The organism is uncultured Succinivibrio sp. (genome assembly GCF_902756765.1).
In the GTDB taxonomy this organism is placed as follows: domain Bacteria; phylum Pseudomonadota; class Gammaproteobacteria; order Enterobacterales; family Succinivibrionaceae; genus Succinivibrio.
The window spans coordinates 1-17,980 of the sequence record NZ_CACVSS010000001.1 but is presented as its reverse complement, the minus strand read 5'-3'; the positions used below and the strand labels follow the sequence as shown (position 1 = coordinate 17,980).

Sequence of the window (17,980 nt, the reverse complement as noted above, 5' to 3'; positions counted from 1 at the left end):
AATGAGCAATATTATCCTACAGGCAAAAGATATAACCAGAACCTATGTTGAAGGCAAGGTTAATACCTGCGTTCTTAAAAAGGTTAATCTGGACATCTACTCAGATGAAATAACCGCTATCATCGGAAAATCAGGTTCAGGAAAAAGTACCCTGCTCCATATTCTGGGCACACTTGATACCCAGAGTAGCGGTGACATTATCTTCAACGGACAGAATCTCAGCGGTTTCAGCGCCAATCAGAAAGCACAGTTTCGTAATAAAAACCTTGGTTTTGTATATCAGTTCCACCATCTGCTGGGTGATTTCACCGCTCTGGAAAATGTAATGATGCCAATGCTCATCGGGGGCACCGATGTTGATACAGCAACAAAAACCGCAACCGAGAACCTGGAAAAAGTTGGTCTGTCACACCGTCTAAATTACCGTCCAGCAGAAATGTCAGGAGGAGAAAGACAGCGTGTAGCTATTGCCAGAGCCCTGGCCCATCATCCGGACCTGATTCTAGCCGACGAACCAACCGGCAATCTCGATGCACAGAATGCACAGGACATTTTTGCTCTGTTCACTGAACTTGTCAGAAAAGAGCATATCGCTGTTGTTATGGTTACCCATGACAATACACTTGCAGCCAAGTGTGACCGTGTATATCAGATGAAGGACGGAGTTATCGATGCGAACTAGTCTAAGTGTTCAGCTTGCGCTCCGTTTTTTAAATTCAAAGCGTTACGGAGCTCTGGCTAAATTCATCTCCATTGCTACCACTTCAGGGATCTGTGTTGGTGTCTGTGCTCTGATCTTAGGTCTATCTGCAATGAACGGCTTTGAGAAGGAACTCAATTACCGCGTACTGTCACTGATTCCTGCAGGTGAAATCAAAGCCTACGATACAGATGGATTTCATAATGTTGAACAGGATATTCAAAACATCAGCAAGACTCCTCATATAACAGCAGTCTCTCCTGTTATCACCATCAATGGAGCCTTCAGCTCCGGTACCCAGTTTGCCCCTGCAGCCGTAATGGGAATTGATCTTGAAAGAGAAGGCAAGGTTATCAGCCTTGAAAACTTCATGAACTGCAAGATTTCAGTTTTAAAGCAGGAGGATGACCTTCCTGCGGTAATTCTGGGAAACGGCATTGCCAAAAAACTTAATCTCAAAACCGGAGATGAGATTAACCTCTCCTCAATCAATGCTGAAATTGCCAACAACGGACTTGGGTCAGTTACAGTAAATACCTTCAGAATTGCAGGAGTTTTCAAAACCAGAGGACAGATCGACAGCAACCTGGCCTTTATAAATATTGAAAGCGCCAAAAAGATTTCAGGTCTTGCCAATCCAAACACATTCCATATTGGAGTAGACCGCATGCTTGAGGCCCGTGAAATAATCTACGAGGCAACCTCATTCCTAAGAGATGCGCACGAGGTCTCCGTATGGACTGATACACAGGGAAAACTCTATTCAGATATTCACATGATCAGAACCATTATGTATATAGCCATGATTCTGGTTATTGCAGTTTCCTGCTTCAATATTGTGTCCAACCTGATTATGGCAGTAAGCGAAAAGAGACATGAGATTGCTATTCTTATGACCATGGGAGCATCAAAGAGACTTATTGTCAGATGCTTTACGCTGATGGGAGTTTTCTCTGCGATCAGGGGATGTGTCTATGGAACAATACTTGGATGCACTCTCTCATACTTCACTCCATACGTTACCTCCCACTTTAAACAGTGGTTCGGCATAGAGCTTTTAAATGAGGACATCTATTTTATAAACTATGTTCCATCTGAACTTCAGTTATTTGATGTGGCTGTAGTTATATTCTGTGCCATCATGATGAGTTTTCTGGCATCTGTTTACCCAGCCAAGAGAGCCTCAAAGATTCAGCCTGCTCAGGAACTGAACGTTTAATTACTTACAGCTTAATCTTAACCGCCTCATGGCGGTTAAATATCTTCTGATGAGGCTGTTTTTGGACTATTGTTCCTTTAGTCTTCCTTTATTGTTTCCATCAGAACACTATTCCTTAACCGACTAAGCTTCACGCCTATGGATCAAGGCTGCTGGATTTTTTTAGCCTCAATCAGATAACGATCTGAAATGGTATTAGGGTAATCCTTTTCTTCATAAGACTCCTTCCAGCCAAGGGAGTTGGCGGATTCACGGTATAGCGAAAGTATATTATTGCGTACTTCTGAAATTTTGCTTACACCATTAACTTCCTTGAAATAGTCAATCTGTTCGTCAAGGCTGAGTACAACGTGTCTCAACAGATCAAACTTACAGAATGTCTCATTAAAACTAATTCCAGTATAGATTTTGAGAAATTTCTGATACGCTTTGATCATTTCAGGCAGATTATGCTTTTGTCGCTGTTCATGACATGCTTTAGAGTAAAGGTACACCAACTTACTTAATTCCTCTGTATGATTTTTTGCATAGTCATTATGAGCACAGAATACCATAGGTAAAAAAGCATGCATTTCTTCAACATTTGCGACCTGAGCATATCCATAGCGTATGGCTTCATATGAATCTGGAGACCAGATAACAAAGCCTTCAGCATTACTATCCTGAAATTTTTGAACCATCTCAGGAATAGTTACATTCATATAGTTAACATCTTTAAGATCCAATCCAAAAATCTTCAGCCACATCATAAGGGTATAAAATACAGAGGTATTTTCACGTACCATAAAGGTTTTGCCCTTAATACTCTCCGGACTGCCGTAGACAGTTGGATATTTACTGTTATATCCCTGCGTTTTGAGGATCTCACTATCAGGTTTCACGAAAATTTCGGTGGCTCGTGATTCATTGTTTGCAAGAGCAAACACAGTTATAGGCAAATTTTTACTGTAAATCGTTGCCGGAACCACGCCAACTGAAGTGACATCCCAGGCTTTCGCATTGTCAACATTTAAAATGTATTCTCCTGATGCTTTGGTTATTTCAAGATTCAGATCAAGCCCAAGCTCCTTATCCCATCCTTTCTGCAGGGCATACCACATAAGAAAACCTTCATGTTCCAGCATCATGGTTAGGCGCATAGGAGTAGCCAGACATGTGGAGACAGAACAAATCAGACCGACAATAAAAAGTTTAACCATTTTGCTTATGAACATAAGAAATTTCCTATTTTCAATTTGTATAGTTAATAAAACTTAAAACTATAATTCTGAGTAAAATCATTTAGCTATCTGTAACAGATTACTCTGATATCCCAGAAGTTATTTGTTTATCTGCAGCATTTCTCCGATAGAAAGAACAGCCGTGCTTTCCACCATTTTTGGTTGTATAAAGTGCCTCATCGGCTTCTCTTAATAACGAATCGAAATTACTATTAGAATCACCCCTTACGATTCCTGCACTAATTGAGGTTGCAGGTAATCCATCTTCCGTATTGGATAAATCCTGGTTAATAAGGGTGATCTTATTTTCCATATGATGATCCTGTTTGGAAGAAACGTGAAGAGCAAGAACAACAAATTCATCACCACCCAGACGACATAAATAATCATCTGATCTGAAATGTTTTTTTATGCTTTGTGCAACTTTTATCAGAATTTTGTCTCCGATATCATGTCCATATGTATCATTGATAGTTTTGAAATTATCAACATCAGACATGATCACATAGGTAGATGAAAGGTCGACGCTTGACATAAGCAACTCAAGGCCGAATCGGTTATGAGCCCCAGTCAATTCATCATGAGAAGCTTTGAAATTCAACTGATCGAGACTGTTTTTATAAACCTCATACATTTTATTGTAGGTACAAGCCAGATACCTAAATTCCTTTGAGCCACTCTCAGGGATCGGACAGTCAGCCATAATCTTGGTTACAGCTTTCAGAACCGGATGAATTCCAAGTCTTGAGGTTAACCATACAAAAAAGAATATGCCCAATGTCTGAACAACAATGATGATACGTATGATATTAAGTTCATTATCCAGAACAGACAGTTCTTCTTCATCACCCTTGTTCATGATCTCTTCAAGAGTTGATAAACAGGCGGTAACACTATTTTTAATCTGTTCTTTCTCTGCGCCATATCCATCGTTATGAACCAAATCAACAGCACGCTTTATTTTTTCATCTCTGGAAAGAGAGGCATCGGCAGGAGAAATCTCAATAGAATTTAGCAGATCTGGATAATCAGTATAACCTAATGCGTCAATTACAAGACGCATGGCATAGTACTCCCTATTCATTAAATTCATAGAGATTTCCATGGCATTCTTAAGATAGTACAAGGCTTCTTTGGTATTTGAATTTGTTGACATTTTTTTTACAGCATTTTCACGACGCCCTTTACCAAAGGCCTCTATAAAATAATTATGAAGAAAATTCATGTCACCATAAATGGTAAAACGCTGAACATTATCAGTCAGATAATCTGAAGCATCCATCAAATCCAGCGCAACTTTTCTTAGTTCAACCTGCTGCGCAGACATCTCAGCAAGCATTGAAGATTTTTTGGAGAAATGAAATGTAGAGAGAATCATTACCGCTGATACGACCACAGCGAAAATAATCAGTAATTTATGTAAAGTTCGTAAAGAAATACCTTTTGATTTAATCTGATCTTCAATTATATTCACAACATACTACCTCTAGATTTTATTATTGTTTCATCCTAAGCCAATGCAAGAAAGAATTAGGAAAAATGTGTTCTCTGATACCTGTTTTTATGTGGTTTTTAGCTGTAAGACATATCCTCTTTTGTGCATTTGAAAGCCTTTTTGAATTGCATCAGGAAATCAATGAAGAAACAGCAGAGAAGAAAATGTCAGGAGGAGACTCTGATATTTCGGATTAGTCAGAGTTTTTGTCGGATAGAAAAAATACAGATATGACTTTTGGTATATGTTATGTCGGTTAAAAACAAAAAACTGCCACGGAATAAACAGTCTTTATACAGCAGTTAACTTACAAAAAACGGTACGTAATGTACCGCTTTTCTATCGACAGATCTTCGATTATAGGGTTCCGAAGATACGGTCTCCGGCATCACCTAAACCAGGAACAATATAGCCCTTCTCGTTTAACTGCTTGTCCTTGATACCAATAAAGATTCTGATATCAGGATGATCATGAGTCAGACGGTCAATACCTTCCTGAGTTGCAAGAACGCACAGGAAGCTGATGTGCTTACAGCCACGGTTCTTTAACATGGTAATTGCCGCAGAAGCTGAACCACCGGTAGCCAGCATAGGATCAACAACGAATACCTCTCTCTCCTCACAGTCCTGAGGAAGTTTACAGAAATATTCAACTGGCTTTAAGGTCTCTGGATCACGGTATAAACCAATATGACCAACCTTTGCAGCTGGAAGAAGATTCAAGATACCTTCAACCATGCCAAGACCAGCTCTTAGAATAGGAACAACGCATAATTTTGGACCAGCAAGTTCTTTTACAGTGGTCTTGCAGATTGGGGTCTCAATATCTACGTCTACAAGCTCAAGATGTCTTGAAGCCTCGTAGCAGATCAGCATGGCGATTTCGCTGATCATATTACGAAATTCCTTGGTGCCGGTCTCTTTACGTCTGATAAAACCAATCTTATGCTGGATCAGAGGGTGGTCCATAATAAATACATTTGATTCTGACATGAATATCTCTCTCTCTATTTAGATACGATATTGATCGCTTGGAAATGACTTTCGTCACACGCATTGTATCAGCATATTCATCAAAAAAAAGATCATTTGGTGATATATGTAATACGCATACAAAAAAAATCCTGCTCTCAAAAAAAGCAGGATCTTAAAAAAATTAACGCTCAGGTCTGAAAACCTTAACGTTGTGATAACCTTTTTCCTTCAGCTGTTTTGCCTGCATGGTGCTCATTACGCCCTGATCGCAGAATAACGCATAGGTCTTAAGCTGATCCAGAGTATTGAAATCACTGGCGGTCTTATAGAAAGGCATACAGATGACTTCATTTTCAAAGCCGGTAAGAGGCGCCTTCTCTACATCATCCGGAGCTCTTACATCCAGAATAACATCAGATTTTGACAGCTCGCTAACAACTTCAATCTCCGTCTTGAGTTTTGAGGTATCAGTAGGAATATCGTTAATATCCACAACTTTCATGGCTTCAAAAGCCTTCTGAACCAGATCAGCATCCATCTTGGCCTCTTCCTCTTCCACAAACGAGGCTGTAGGGCATACATTTGGATGGTCTGAAATAACACCACAGTACTCAGGCATAGACTCAGCAAAGCCGATGGTTCCAATTTCTCTTGATTTATCAATGATATCCTGTTTGTCTGCAGTTACTAATGGTCGGAGAAGTAATACATCACAGACATCATCAATATGATTCAGATTACGAAGAGTCTGACTTGAAACCTGACCTAGAGACTCACCGGTAACCAGAGCCTCGGCATCAAACTTCTTGGCAACAAGAGAGCCGACTCTCATCATCATGCGCTTTAAGATAACACCTCTTACGCCATGATGGGTTCGCTCAAGGATCTGACCGACAATAGGCTCAAATGGAATAGTTACAAAACGAACTCTGTGAGATGAGGCAAAGCGGTCCCAGATGAAGTAGGATTCCTGCTTAACACCGATTTCATGAGCTGTACCGCCCATGTTGAAGAACAGATAGTTAACTCTGCAGCCACGGTGCAGCACATTATAGGTTGAGACACCGCTGTCAAAACCACCGGAAATCAGTGAGAAAACATCGCCCTGAGAACCAACAGGATAGCCACCGATTCCAAGATATTTCTCACCAGACAGATAGGCTGTCTGATTCTCGATCTCAATGTGGATCATCACCTCAGGATTATCAAGACATACGCCCTTGTTAGGGAAGGCTGCCTTGAACTTGCCACCGATTACACGTTCCGCCTGCTGAGAATTGAACTCATGATTGCCCTTGCGCTTAATTCTTACGGCAAAAGTCTTATCGCAGATTGATGGACCAACCTTATCCTTAATGGTTTCAAAAAGATCATCAAGGTTGGTGAAAAGATATTCATTAACCTCCATAAAGGAATGAATACCAGGAATTCTTGATAGCTCTGTAATCGCATGTTCCTTGCTTACAGGATGTTCCTCATCGTTGAAAACAACAATGACCTTATCCCATTGGGCAAGAGCGTTAACCTTAATATTATGATGCTTGCATACATTAACAATATTCTGTTTAACAAGCTTAATCAGACGGGTACGGACAGGCTTACTCTTGATTGAAATCTCAGGGAACAGTCTAACAATAAATTTCATAAAAAACTCAAGTAATTAAATACGCAAAAGGCTCCATTCTATGGAGCCAGAAATCAAATCACAAAGCGTAATTATTCGTGATCGTGCTTATGGCAGCAGTGGTGCTCACCATCTTCATCATCGTGGTGGTGACCGTGGCAGCAGTGGTGCTCACCGTCTTCATCATCGTGGTGATGACCGTGGCAGCAGTGGTGCTCACCATCTTCATCATCGTGATGATGACAGCAGTGATGATGCTCTGAAGGGCAGTGACCATCTACGTGTGCATGACCGTGCTTGATTTCCTCTTCAGTTGCTTCTCTTACATCCTCAACCACAATCAGGAAGTTTAGAACCTTGCCTGCAAGTGGGTGGTTGCCATCAACGATAACAACATCATCTTTAATCTCTTTTACAACTACTGCCATAGGGCCCTGTTCTGAGTCAGCCTCAAAAACATTGCCAACAGCGATTTCAAAATCACCGAATAGCTTTCTGTCGATGGTCTGAATTAAAGACTCATCAATCTCACCATAGGTATCCTTAGGCTCGAGGGTTACTGCAAACTCATCTCCCTTCTCGTGACCTAAAAGGGCATTCTCAAGTCCTTTAACCAGAAAACGGTGACCAATAAGAGCAGTCACAGGCTGACCAGGTTCTGTTCTACCTACTACCTGACCAGTTGTCTCAGTTACGGTATAACTTAGAGTAGCGACTGTATCTTTTGCTATCTTCATAAAATCCTCTTTATCTATTAGTTAAGTGCTTAACCAGCGGAGCCAGTCCTGATGGCGCACTCTGTCCTGACTTGTTATCTGTATCTCGGGATACTTTAAAGTTATTCTCGTCTTTTGCCAAGTCTAAAAGACAATTTTTATCAGATTCTCCCTGCTCATTAAGTCCTATAATCTCGCCGTTACTATTGGACTCAAATGTGCGGCAGCTATCCTTATTCTGTTCAGTTGCTGTAAGAATCATACTGTATCCGTCATCAGAAGATTCAAGATCCAGTGAATAAAATGGCTTTAAATCATCTGAAAGTTCAACGACACAGTTATCATAACTTCTGTCCAGTGTTCCGCAGGTCTGCATAAACTCGGCATTCTGAGCCAGCTCAGCAACTGCCTTTTCTCTGATTTCAAGAGAATTCTCCTCAGGAACATTATCAAGATCCTTTTCAATCATTGCAGTCTGAGCCTGCAGATCAGAAAGATCATCGTTATTGGAAGTTTTCATGACACAGCCGCATATCAGGCAGCTTACAGCTGTAATCAGGCAGAATACTCTAAAATAGCTCACAGAACCGTCCTTGTTAAACACTGGGTTAAACATTAGCTTCTGTCCTTATTATAGTAAGGGGCGGCATACATTGCCTTAATTCTGTCACGAAGATATTCAGGATATGAGGCCATTCTGCTTTCAAACTTTTCTCTGTCGGCAACGCTGACGCCATCTGTAACACCTGCGCTAATCTTGGCAGATGGGTATAACTCATAGTTATTCCAGATGAACTTGTCGATCATGGCAGAAAGCTCTTCAGCATTTTCAAAGCCTCCACTGATAGGTTCTCCGGCAACAAGCTTTACGTGGCCTTTGTAACCGCGAATTCCGCGGGTGATGGTATCAATATCCTCGAACTCGTCCTTCTTGTACTCTCCATTCTTCTCTTTTTCATAAAGCTCTTTAGCCTTTGCCAGATCGTTTGGATCATACTCGTAGGTAATTGAAACAGGCACAATATTCAGAGAGCTCATATACTCTTTGAAATCCTGCTTCTTCTGACGTCCGTATAATGAGATCATCTTCAGAACTGCATCTTCAGTCTTGTCATTACCATCCTTGGCTCGCCCTTCTCTCTGAGCTATCCAGATGGAAATTCCTTCTTCGATTGAAAGACCGATATAGTTTGAAAGATGGGTTAAAGCCTTCAGTTTCTCACGAGGAGCTTCAATTGATCTGCGAACAATGAAGCTGCGGTTTAATCTCATAAGAGAGGTTGCTGCAGGCATTCTTAATAGATTATCACCAATAGCGATACGTACAGTGTTCTGACCTGACAGGAACAGAGCCAGATCAATAAATGCTGGATCTAGTGAAATATCTCTGTGATTTGATATAAACAGGTACCCCTTGTTCTTATCAAGCTTGTCAAAGCCCACCAGCTCAACACCGTCTGTTGTAGAATCAACTACCTTCTTCATGAAGGTTGAAACTATTTCCTGGAACTGGCGGATAGAGGTGATTTTTGAAACCTTGTTCCTCAGATATGCCTTTACAAAAGGCTTTAACAGAAAAGAAAACTTCTTTGAGAAGATTGGATATCTGAATTTCAGGATGCTGTTAATAACCAGGTCATCTGAGATGATTTTATTCAGTTCTGACTGAACCTCGTCATCACGGCAAGGTCTGATGTCATCGAAAATAGGATCATTTGAGGTGATTTTGTTTATATCGTTAGTCTCAGTAGTCATTTTATTTTTTGTTTTTATAACTCGCTAAAAATTTTGGCTATATTCTAGCAAAATCCGCATTGAAATGCATTTAGTGAATGCCATTTAATACACGATACTCTGAAGCGGCAAAAGTATCCGTCATTCCGGAGATATAGTCCACAAGCAATCTTATACGCAGATACATCTCACTGAAGCTATTCTCCTGACAGGCCTCGGTATAGGCTATCTTGTGTCTGCGTGAGATTCTTGAAGCAATTCTCATGCAGAAAGGTTCTCCTCCTGCAGCAACAAGCTCCTTGGCAAAATCCTCTGGAGACTGGGTTAACAGAGTCTCGTAGGCGCTGAAAAGGCCTCGTATATAGCTGGCTCCAGACAGATCAAGAGTCTGCACTTCAAAATGATTATATACAGCAGTGTACTCAAAGTCCTTCAGCATTTTGAGAGCAGTAATTCCCGGATAATCACCAAAAGAGAAATCTGGTTCGCCGGTATTTAAGAATTGCTCAAGATTATTGGCTATGGCTGCGCAGAAATCTCTGATATAGAAATACGAGATAACTTCTCTTAAATAGAACAGAGCCTCTATTTTGCCCTGTTTAAACAGGGATCTGATTTTTTCTGGATCCAGATGAGTCTGAAGCTCACTAAGCTCAGGATACTCGGAAATACGTTCACATAATCGAATGACCATGTGTTTATTAACCATGTTTCTGTCAAATGCATCCTCAAGATCTGCCAGAACATAAGCAAGATCATCCGAGTATTCAATGATGGTCGCAAAAGGATGTCTGGTATCGCGACCACAGCCTTCACGGATTGCGTCTAACAGATGTTTCTCCGAAAGGAATACTCCGGCATTAGAGTATGACCAGGAATAGAAATCCCCCTGAATTCCATTACCGGATTCGCCCTTTCCTTTACCCAGAAGAAGCTCCTTAATGGTATAAGGGACCTTAATTACAGATGCATACTGACCTAAGGTAAGATTCAGCTTCTGAATTGAGTGAACCAGTCGCAGCCCCTGAGCATTGCCATTGAAGGTCAGCAGATCATCCTTCTCAAAATCGGTAATCTCTGATTTTACATGCTCGCTGTTAACAGTCTTTTTCAGCCATTCTCTGATAAGAGACTCTCCAAAATGCCCGAAAGGAGGATTACCAATATCATGAAGAATAGCTGCATTGTGGAGACAGCTGACAATAGGACTTAAGATCTGCAGAAGATTAACGTCCTTCACCTGATTTACGAGTTCATAGGCAATAAGACGGGTATACTCGGCAACTTCAAGTGAGTGAGTCAGACGGTTTCTTGAAGCCGCCTTTACATCCAGAGGGAACACCTGGGTTTTCTGCTGCAGACGTCTTAAAGGTGCGCACATAGCGATTTTTAGACGGTCCTGTTCTACTCCAAAAGGAGCAAAATCAAGAGAGGACAGCTCTCTTAGCATTGGCCCCTCGGAAAAAAAATCGCCCCTTTGGCGTTTAGCACAAAAGAGACGATCTGTTATTTCATTTATATTCATAAACTAATATAAAGATTAGTATGAAGGCATTGCTACAGGTGCCTTATAGTTGTCAAAGTCCTCAAACAGCTCTGGTTCAGTCTGACGAAGCTTATTAAGCATTGCACGAGTAACCAGTGTTACACCGCCTTCAGAACGATAGAAGCGTTTAGCATCTAATGCTGCATCTTCACCGATAATCATGCCACGAGGTAATTCACAGCCACGGTCCATAACCACCTTGGTCAGACGGCAGGCACGGTGAATAATACAGAATGGCATAATCACAGATTCGGAAATGAAGCAGTTAGAATGAACTCGGCAAGAGTTGAACAGCAGGGTCTGGTTGATTGAAGAACCAGAAATAATACATCCTGCAGAAGCTACAGAATTTCTGAAGATGGTTGATGCGCCGCTGATATCCTGAACAAGCTTTGCTGGAGGCAGCTGAATCTGGTTGGTCCAGATAGGCCAGTTGAAATCATAAATATCCAGCTGAGGCTCAATGGATGCAATATCCATGTTTGCTTCCCAATAGGCGTCAATGGTACCAACGTCTCTCCAGTAAACAATGTCCTTGTTGCCACTGTTACGGATGCATGACTTGGAGAAGTCATGAGCATGAACCTTATGCTGAGCAACCAGCTGAGGAATAATATCCATACCGAAATCACGGTGTGAACCCTTGGTAGCAGCATCCTTGGCAAGAACCTCATACAGGAACTCTGCATCGAATACGTAAATACCCATCGAAGCAAGACTCATGTATGGATTGGTTGGCATTGCAGGAGGATTCTCAGGCTTCTCAACGAATTCGGTAACCAGATTGTTACTGTCAACATTCATAACACCGAAAGCCTTTGCCTGATCACGAGGAACTGGGATACAAGCAACAGTCAGAGGGCTGCCCATTCTGATATGGTCCATAATCAGCAGTGAGTAGTCCATCTTATAGATATGATCACCGGCAAGAATCAGAACATACTTTGGTTTGTGGTCCTTGATAATATCAACGTTCTGGAAAATAGCATCAGCGGTACCCTGATACCAGTGTTCCTCATCAAGACGCTGAGAGGCAGGTAAGAAGTCAATGTACTCATTCATCTGGTTTCTGAAGAAAGACCAGCCTGCCTGAAGGTGACGTAGTAAACTGTGTGACTTGTACTGTGTAACAACACCGATTCCGGTGATACCTGAGTTTACGCAGTTTGATAAAGCGAAATCAATGATTCTGAATTTACCGCCGAAATAAACAGAAGGTTTTGCTCTGGTATCAGTTAAAGCCTTCAGTCTGCTTCCTCTACCACCAGCCAAAACCAAAGCCATCGTCTGCCTGACGACTTCACGAGCATTTTGCATTTTTGTCCCCTAAAAAAAGATATTTGTGTCACACATAATTTGTATATAGTTTTCTATACTCAATTTTAGTCTTCTGTATGTTTTTTTGAAGATTCGAAGTATTTTTTTGAGATCTCGTCTGAAATAATAATATCTATATAATATATTTGAATTTTTTTAGTATGATTTCTACCACTTATCCGGATATTGTATTGAGAGGATTCACATTACTCTGGTAAAAGCAGATTTGATTTCTGAATCATTATTAGATTATTAATATCAAATAAAGAAGATTTTTATTTTTAAAATTAAATAATTATCTTTGCATTATAATAATCCTGGCAGATGAGAAATCAACACAAAAAGTGTTAATCTCATCTAATAAAAAGACAAATCAGCCAAGAACTGATAGAATTGAGCCATAAAAGTGCAGTTTCATATATATTACACATGGGAACTGTAGCATCATAGAAAAGCTGAATGTCATGCAAATATAGACATTCTTAATACTTAACCTTTTTAACGGAGGCTGGAATTACTCAGTAGAGAAATTCCGCAATTATTTATGAAGATTGGTATTATCTGTGCGATGGATGAAGAGACAGATTATCTCTTATCTAAACTTGCAAAATACACCACCAAAGAAATCGGTCCATTTAAGTTTTATGAAGGCGAAACAGAAGACGGAAAAGAAGTTGTAGTTTCCCGTTCAGGTATCGGCAAGGCAAAAGCTGCTGCAGATACAGCACTTCTGATTTCCACCTTTAACGTCGGATACGTTATTAACTCTGGTATTGCCGGCTCCATGTCAAAGGAACTCAATCTAAACGATATAGTGTTCTCAACCAGCGTTTTATATCACGATGCAGATTTCACTCCTTTTGGATACAAACTGGGCCAGATGCCTAGTGAAGAGCCGGTCTTCAATGCCAGCCCTGAGCTGATTGCAAAGGCAGATATTGCAGCCTCAACTATTCCAAATCTGAAGGATCATATCAAAAAGGGTCTGATTATTTCTGGTGATCAGTTCATCAACACTCCAGAGCAGAAAGCAGAAATTCTGACCAAGTTCCCTCAGGCAATGGTAACTGAATGCGAAGGAGCTCCTATTGCTCATATTGCATCAAGTTTCAAGGTGCCTTTCATCATTATCCGCTCAGTATCAGATACAGCTGATGAAAAAGAAACAGGAACCTACGATTTTAATGTTAAATCAGCATCAGAGAACAGCGCCAGATTAGTACTGGCCATGATCAAAATGCTGTAGGAGGCTTTATGCCCGTTGAGCAGATTATCAATGCTGCAAAGGAAGCATCCTTTCTGGATGTTTTAAGCACATTCTTCTCAATACTGGAGTATCCGGCTATAACCCTGCTTACAGCCATGCTTTTAGAGATAATTCTGCCAATAGGTCCGACCTTAAGAATTTCAAGCTTAAGGCCATTTTTTGAAAGCCTTTCAAGAAAGGTAAACAAGGAAGAAAACTCCGAAGCACAGAGTGTTTTCTCAAGTATCTTTTTACCTTTCTTCATTATCGTAGTTGCTCTTCTGATTGTTTTCTTCCTGAAGTTTGTCGTCAACCACGACCTTATTGTTTCTCTTCTGATTCTGCCATTCCTGCTTGAATCTAAACCTATTCTGTTAACTACCCTGAAGGTTAAGCATTCTCTTGAGGAACAGAACAAGGACGAGGCAAGAAAAGCTCTTCAGAAGATCATGCTCAGAGACTGCAGCAAACTCTCAGAAATGGGAATCAACAAAGCTATGGCAGAAGCCACCAGCCTGTCCATGTTTGCCAACTGGTTCTGTATTCTGGTCTGGTATATTCTGCTTGGACTTGAGGGAGCTGTTATCATGCAGCTGGTTGCAGTAATGAACCGTTCTTTTTCATTAAAGGAAAAGAGAAACGAGAATTTTGGTATCTTTGTTCATAAAATCGAGCAGATTATGATGATACCTGCTGTAATCTGCCTGTTCTTTATGATGATGTTCTCTTTCTCCATCAAAAGAGTCATCTCTAATCTCAAATCTCATTTCAACACCTTTGTTAACACCTCATCCTGTGCTGTTATGGATATGCTTGGCAGCTTTGCCAATATTTCACTTGGCGGCCCAAGATATTACGAGGGAGAACTGGTTAGACTGCCTAAACTTGGCGGCGAGAACGAACCTGAGATTACAAGCCCACTCAAACTCTATAATAAACTGCGTTTTTGTGGTATCTTGTTCGTCTGCGTATGCGTAATCATGCATATATTTCTTTACACCTTTTAAACAAGTAATCTGTTTTTGCAGAGAAACTAATAACAATTATTTCAGCAGCTTTCTGAACCAGGCTGCAGTAACTGTTTATTTGTGGAAATCACATGAGTAACAAAGACAACTTCCTAAAACTATTATCAGAAGAAAAAGATCTTGCATCAGAGTCATTCTCAGATCTGATCGAAGGTGACATCAAGCCTATTGTTCAGGATAAAATCGAAAAGACCTCTGAAGTAATGGAAAAAGATTTAGCCAAGATTAGACAGGAAGCAGCAACCAGAAAGAGTGAAGATGTTACTGATTCAGCCTCTTCCGGTTTTGTTCACATGGTTCAGCCAAATGATGTGCTTGAGTACAGAAAACCAGGAATTCAGCCTTATGTGATGCAGAAACTGAGACATGGCGAGTATACCGAAGCGGATCACATCGATTTACATGGAAAAACCATTGAGCAGGCCTATCAGGAAGTAATGAATTTTATTGCTTTTGCAAAGAGACATGAATTCAGAAATATTCTAATCATTCATGGCAAAGGTGAGAGATCGAATCCAAAGGCGCTAATGAAAAGCCACGTTGCTCACTGGCTAAAACAGATACCGGATGTACAGGCTTTTCACTCTGCTCCTGCCTGGAAGGGAGGCACCGGAGCCTTATGTATTATTCTGAAGAAAGGAGATAAAGCTTCTATTCAGAACCGAGAAGAATTTCAGCGAAGATAAAACATAGGATTCAGTAAGCTCCAGAAACCTTATACTCAAGACTGAAATCTGACTTACTGAGTTTCTTTTTCAAAATTTATTCATCCTCCCTCCCGCTAATTTACCAGCCTTTAACAGGCATTCCTCTTTTTCTCAGTATATGTATTTTATTATTTTTTAATTACATTTTGTTGTTGACTATTTGATTATCACATTTATAATATTTCTATATAGAATATTTCTAATTAGAATTATTTATTTTAAAGCTAACAAAATGGAATATAAAGAGAATCACGAATATAACTGCAACAAATACATTACAAAAATAAAGCAGTTCAATATCAGGATCTTTAATCAGATCCTGAACGAAATAGGCTGTACAGATTTTACCTGCGAACAGAGTTATATACTTCAGGCTTTATGGAAAAATAACGAACTCACCTGTTTAGAAATTGCCAATGAAACCGGACTGGCCCCTAATACAGTTACAGTACTGCTGAATAACCTTTCAAAGAACGGAATGATTGAAAGAAAATCAAATCCAAAAGACAGAAGACAGGTTATTGTTGTCTTAACAGAAAAAGGACTAAAGGCTAAAAAGGATTTCGACAATGTCGTATCCAAAATCATAAATATTGGTTTTAAGGATTTTACAGACACTGAATACGAGCAGTTCCAAAGCAGTCTTGAAAAACTCTGTAATAGCTATGAAAGATTTTTCAATTCACCTTTAAAGGAGTAAATATGTTTAAAAAAATAATTTCAGGAATCACTATATCGGCTGTTCTATGTTTGGGAGTAGCTCATGCTGAAGTCAGCTATCAGCATATTCGAAATGCAACCGGAAAGCTAAGCTATAACGATGTAACCTTTCTAATCGATCCAATGCTTGCGGAGAAAGGTTACTATGAGGGATTTGCAGGAACTTTCAACAGCGAAATTCGAAATCCAATTTTAGATCTTCCTGAGTCACCAGAGAATATTCTAAAGGATGTGGATGCGGTTGTTGTATCTCATACTCACCTTGATCACTGGGATGATTTTGCTGTAAAAATAATTGACAAATCTATGCCTATTATTGTTCAGAACGACACAGACGCATCCATTATAAAAAAACAGGGATTTAAGGATGTCAGAATTCTTTCATCAGATCTTGAATTCAAAGGAGTTACACTGAATCATATCGAAGGTATGCACGGACCTGTCGAGCTCTTCTCTGATCCTATCTACAAGGAAGCAATGATGAATACAATGGGAATTGTATTCACAAAAAAGAACGAGAAAACTACCTTTATTCTAGGAGATACCATCTGGACAGGACTTGTTGACCTGGCTTTAACAAAATATCAGCCTGAACTTATTGTAATGAATACAGGATATGCAAAGGTACTCGATTATAACGAAAGCATTATTATGGGAACCGAAGATGTTAAGAAAATGGTTATGAAGATGCCAAAAAGCAAAATCATTACTGTTCATATGGATGCAATCAATCACTGTACAGTTTCAAGAAAAAACATGCATGACTTTGTAAAATTACATCAATACGAAAATAATGTGTGGATCCCTTACGAAGGAGATAAAAAGGCTTTTAAATAAAGGACCACAAAAAGAATTAAAGCCAGCATACCAAAAGCTGGCTTTATGTTGATAAAACAAAGAAACAGCCCTACTCTTCTTCACGTTCTTCCTTCTTCAGCACTCTGATATGCTTCAGAATACAGGTAATAATAAAGGAATTACGGCTAATCATTTCCTTTTCAGAAAAATGATTCATATCCTCCAATAGTTCTTTGGGGAAGTAACACATTACTCTTTCCATCTTTCCTGTTCTTGGTCTTCCTGGACGACCAGAACTCTTCTTGCCTTCAGACTTTGGGATTTCATTCATAGAAGCATTTAATCCTTCAGTAGCAACTGTGGCCTTTGATACATTTGTATTCTCAGAAGGATCTACTTTAGTCTGTGAAGCTTCCTTTGAAGCATGAACGTTTTCAAAAAGATCAGTATTGAAGGGCATCTTACTTACCGCCTTAGAGCATGAATGGACACTAAAACACAAATAATACGTGTGAAAAAGTGCCATATTATCTCGATATAATTACAAAGAGAATTAAGAAGATATTTATATATTCATTTAGATTATTATCAATCCGTTAACGTTAATTTATTGATTTAGTTAGAAATAGTTATATTTTTAGATATAACTGTTATATTTAAAAGTTTAGTATATGGCTCCTTAAACACAAATAAATTTCACTATTAATTAAATATTAAAATAATATAATTTAGGATAAATAAATATGAATAAGTAGACTGGATCGAATAATTAGAAAAAAAAATGGAGGTACAGAAACAAAAAAAGCTTCTAAAATCTCAGAAGCAATTCTCTTAAGGGAGATGGTGCTGATACCGAGAATCGAACTCGGGACCTCACCCTTACCAAGGGTGCGCTCTACCAACTGAGCCATATCAGCACTTAAATCTGATATTAA

At 39.7% G+C, this 17,980-nt stretch carries 17 protein-coding genes and 1 tRNA gene; 7 read left to right on the top strand and 11 right to left on the bottom strand.

Translation table 11 applies throughout. From position 1 onward, the window contains the following. Position 1 precedes the first annotated feature (1 nt). Positions 2-682, top strand: a complete 681-nt coding sequence (lolD, locus tag QZU45_RS00090) for a lipoprotein-releasing ABC transporter ATP-binding protein LolD (protein ID WP_295350051.1) — start codon at positions 2-4, stop codon at positions 680-682. Then, a complete protein-coding gene (locus QZU45_RS00085) occupies positions 672-1,919 on the top strand; it encodes an FtsX-like permease family protein (protein ID WP_295350048.1) in 1,248 nt (415 codons plus the stop codon). The genes lolD and QZU45_RS00085 overlap by 11 nt, the downstream gene beginning before the upstream one ends. Positions 1,920-2,062: 143 nt before the next feature. On the opposite strand, the gene QZU45_RS00080 is transcribed toward QZU45_RS00085, so the two are convergent. The 9 genes from QZU45_RS00080 to glgC form a co-directional block, all read right to left on the bottom strand. Continuing rightward, complete coding sequence (locus QZU45_RS00080) at positions 2,063-3,133, bottom strand: ABC transporter substrate-binding protein (RefSeq protein WP_295350045.1); 1,071 nt, start codon at positions 3,131-3,133, stop codon at positions 2,063-2,065. 85 nt (positions 3,134-3,218) lie between these two features. Beyond that, on the bottom strand, positions 3,219-4,613 hold the full coding sequence (locus tag QZU45_RS00075) for a GGDEF domain-containing protein (protein ID WP_295350042.1): 1,395 nt from the start codon (positions 4,611-4,613) through the stop codon (positions 3,219-3,221). Positions 4,614-4,991: 378 nt separating this feature from the next. Then, the gene (gene upp, locus QZU45_RS00070; protein WP_083425567.1) at positions 4,992-5,603 is read right to left on the bottom strand and encodes a uracil phosphoribosyltransferase; all 612 of its coding nucleotides are present in this window, start codon (positions 5,601-5,603) and stop codon (positions 4,992-4,994) included. Positions 5,604-5,790: 187 nt separating this feature from the next. Beyond that, positions 5,791-7,254 carry a tRNA uracil 4-sulfurtransferase ThiI gene (gene thiI, locus QZU45_RS00065; RefSeq protein WP_295350039.1) on the bottom strand — a complete coding sequence of 488 codons (1,464 nt, stop codon included), beginning with the start codon at positions 7,252-7,254 and terminating at the stop codon, positions 5,791-5,793. Between the two features lie 71 nt (positions 7,255-7,325). Beyond that, complete coding sequence (locus QZU45_RS00060; protein WP_295350036.1) at positions 7,326-7,970, bottom strand: peptidylprolyl isomerase; 645 nt, start codon at positions 7,968-7,970, stop codon at positions 7,326-7,328. Between the two features lie 10 nt (positions 7,971-7,980). Further along, the gene (locus QZU45_RS00055; protein ID WP_295350033.1) at positions 7,981-8,565 is read right to left on the bottom strand and encodes a hypothetical protein; all 585 of its coding nucleotides are present in this window, start codon (positions 8,563-8,565) and stop codon (positions 7,981-7,983) included. Further along, positions 8,565-9,704, bottom strand: coding sequence for a 1-acyl-sn-glycerol-3-phosphate acyltransferase (locus QZU45_RS00050; RefSeq protein WP_295350030.1), 1,140 nt, complete (start codon positions 9,702-9,704; stop codon positions 8,565-8,567). The genes QZU45_RS00055 and QZU45_RS00050 overlap by 1 nt, the downstream gene beginning before the upstream one ends. A 70-nt stretch (positions 9,705-9,774) precedes the next feature. Beyond that, positions 9,775-11,133: a dGTP triphosphohydrolase gene (gene dgt / locus QZU45_RS00045; protein WP_295350026.1), complete on the bottom strand. Its 1,359-nt coding sequence runs from the start codon at positions 11,131-11,133 to the stop codon at positions 9,775-9,777. 90 nt (positions 11,134-11,223) lie between these two features. Continuing rightward, a complete protein-coding gene (glgC, locus tag QZU45_RS00040; RefSeq protein WP_295350023.1) occupies positions 11,224-12,546 on the bottom strand; it encodes a glucose-1-phosphate adenylyltransferase in 1,323 nt (440 codons plus the stop codon). Between the two features lie 544 nt (positions 12,547-13,090). Between glgC and QZU45_RS00035 the strand changes: the two genes are divergently transcribed. The 5 genes from QZU45_RS00035 to QZU45_RS00015 all read left to right on the top strand — a co-directional run bounded on the left by QZU45_RS00035 (position 13,091) and on the right by QZU45_RS00015 (position 17,084). Continuing rightward, a complete protein-coding gene (locus tag QZU45_RS00035; protein WP_295350020.1) occupies positions 13,091-13,792 on the top strand; it encodes a 5'-methylthioadenosine/adenosylhomocysteine nucleosidase in 702 nt (233 codons plus the stop codon). 8 nt (positions 13,793-13,800) lie between these two features. Further along, complete coding sequence (locus QZU45_RS00030; protein ID WP_295350017.1) at positions 13,801-14,799, top strand: cobalamin biosynthesis protein; 999 nt, start codon at positions 13,801-13,803, stop codon at positions 14,797-14,799. 92 nt (positions 14,800-14,891) lie between these two features. Beyond that, positions 14,892-15,506: a DNA endonuclease SmrA gene (smrA, locus tag QZU45_RS00025; protein ID WP_295350014.1), complete on the top strand. Its 615-nt coding sequence runs from the start codon at positions 14,892-14,894 to the stop codon at positions 15,504-15,506. A 253-nt stretch (positions 15,507-15,759) separates the two neighbouring features. After that, entirely contained in the window at positions 15,760-16,227 is a 468-nt protein-coding gene (locus QZU45_RS00020) for a MarR family winged helix-turn-helix transcriptional regulator (RefSeq protein WP_295350011.1), read from the top strand. Between the two features lie 2 nt (positions 16,228-16,229). Further along, positions 16,230-17,084, top strand: a complete 855-nt coding sequence (locus tag QZU45_RS00015) for an MBL fold metallo-hydrolase (protein ID WP_295350008.1) — start codon at positions 16,230-16,232, stop codon at positions 17,082-17,084. A 70-nt stretch (positions 17,085-17,154) separates the two neighbouring features. Here QZU45_RS00015 and QZU45_RS00010 read toward each other — a convergent pair whose 3' ends face one another. Together QZU45_RS00010 and QZU45_RS00005 are read right to left on the bottom strand one after the other, a co-directional pair. After that, positions 17,155-17,505 carry a hypothetical protein gene (locus tag QZU45_RS00010; protein ID WP_295350005.1) on the bottom strand — a complete coding sequence of 117 codons (351 nt, stop codon included), beginning with the start codon at positions 17,503-17,505 and terminating at the stop codon, positions 17,155-17,157. Positions 17,506-17,886: 381 nt separating this feature from the next. Beyond that, positions 17,887-17,962 (bottom strand) — tRNA-Thr (locus QZU45_RS00005). Positions 17,963-17,980: the final 18 nt, after the last annotated feature.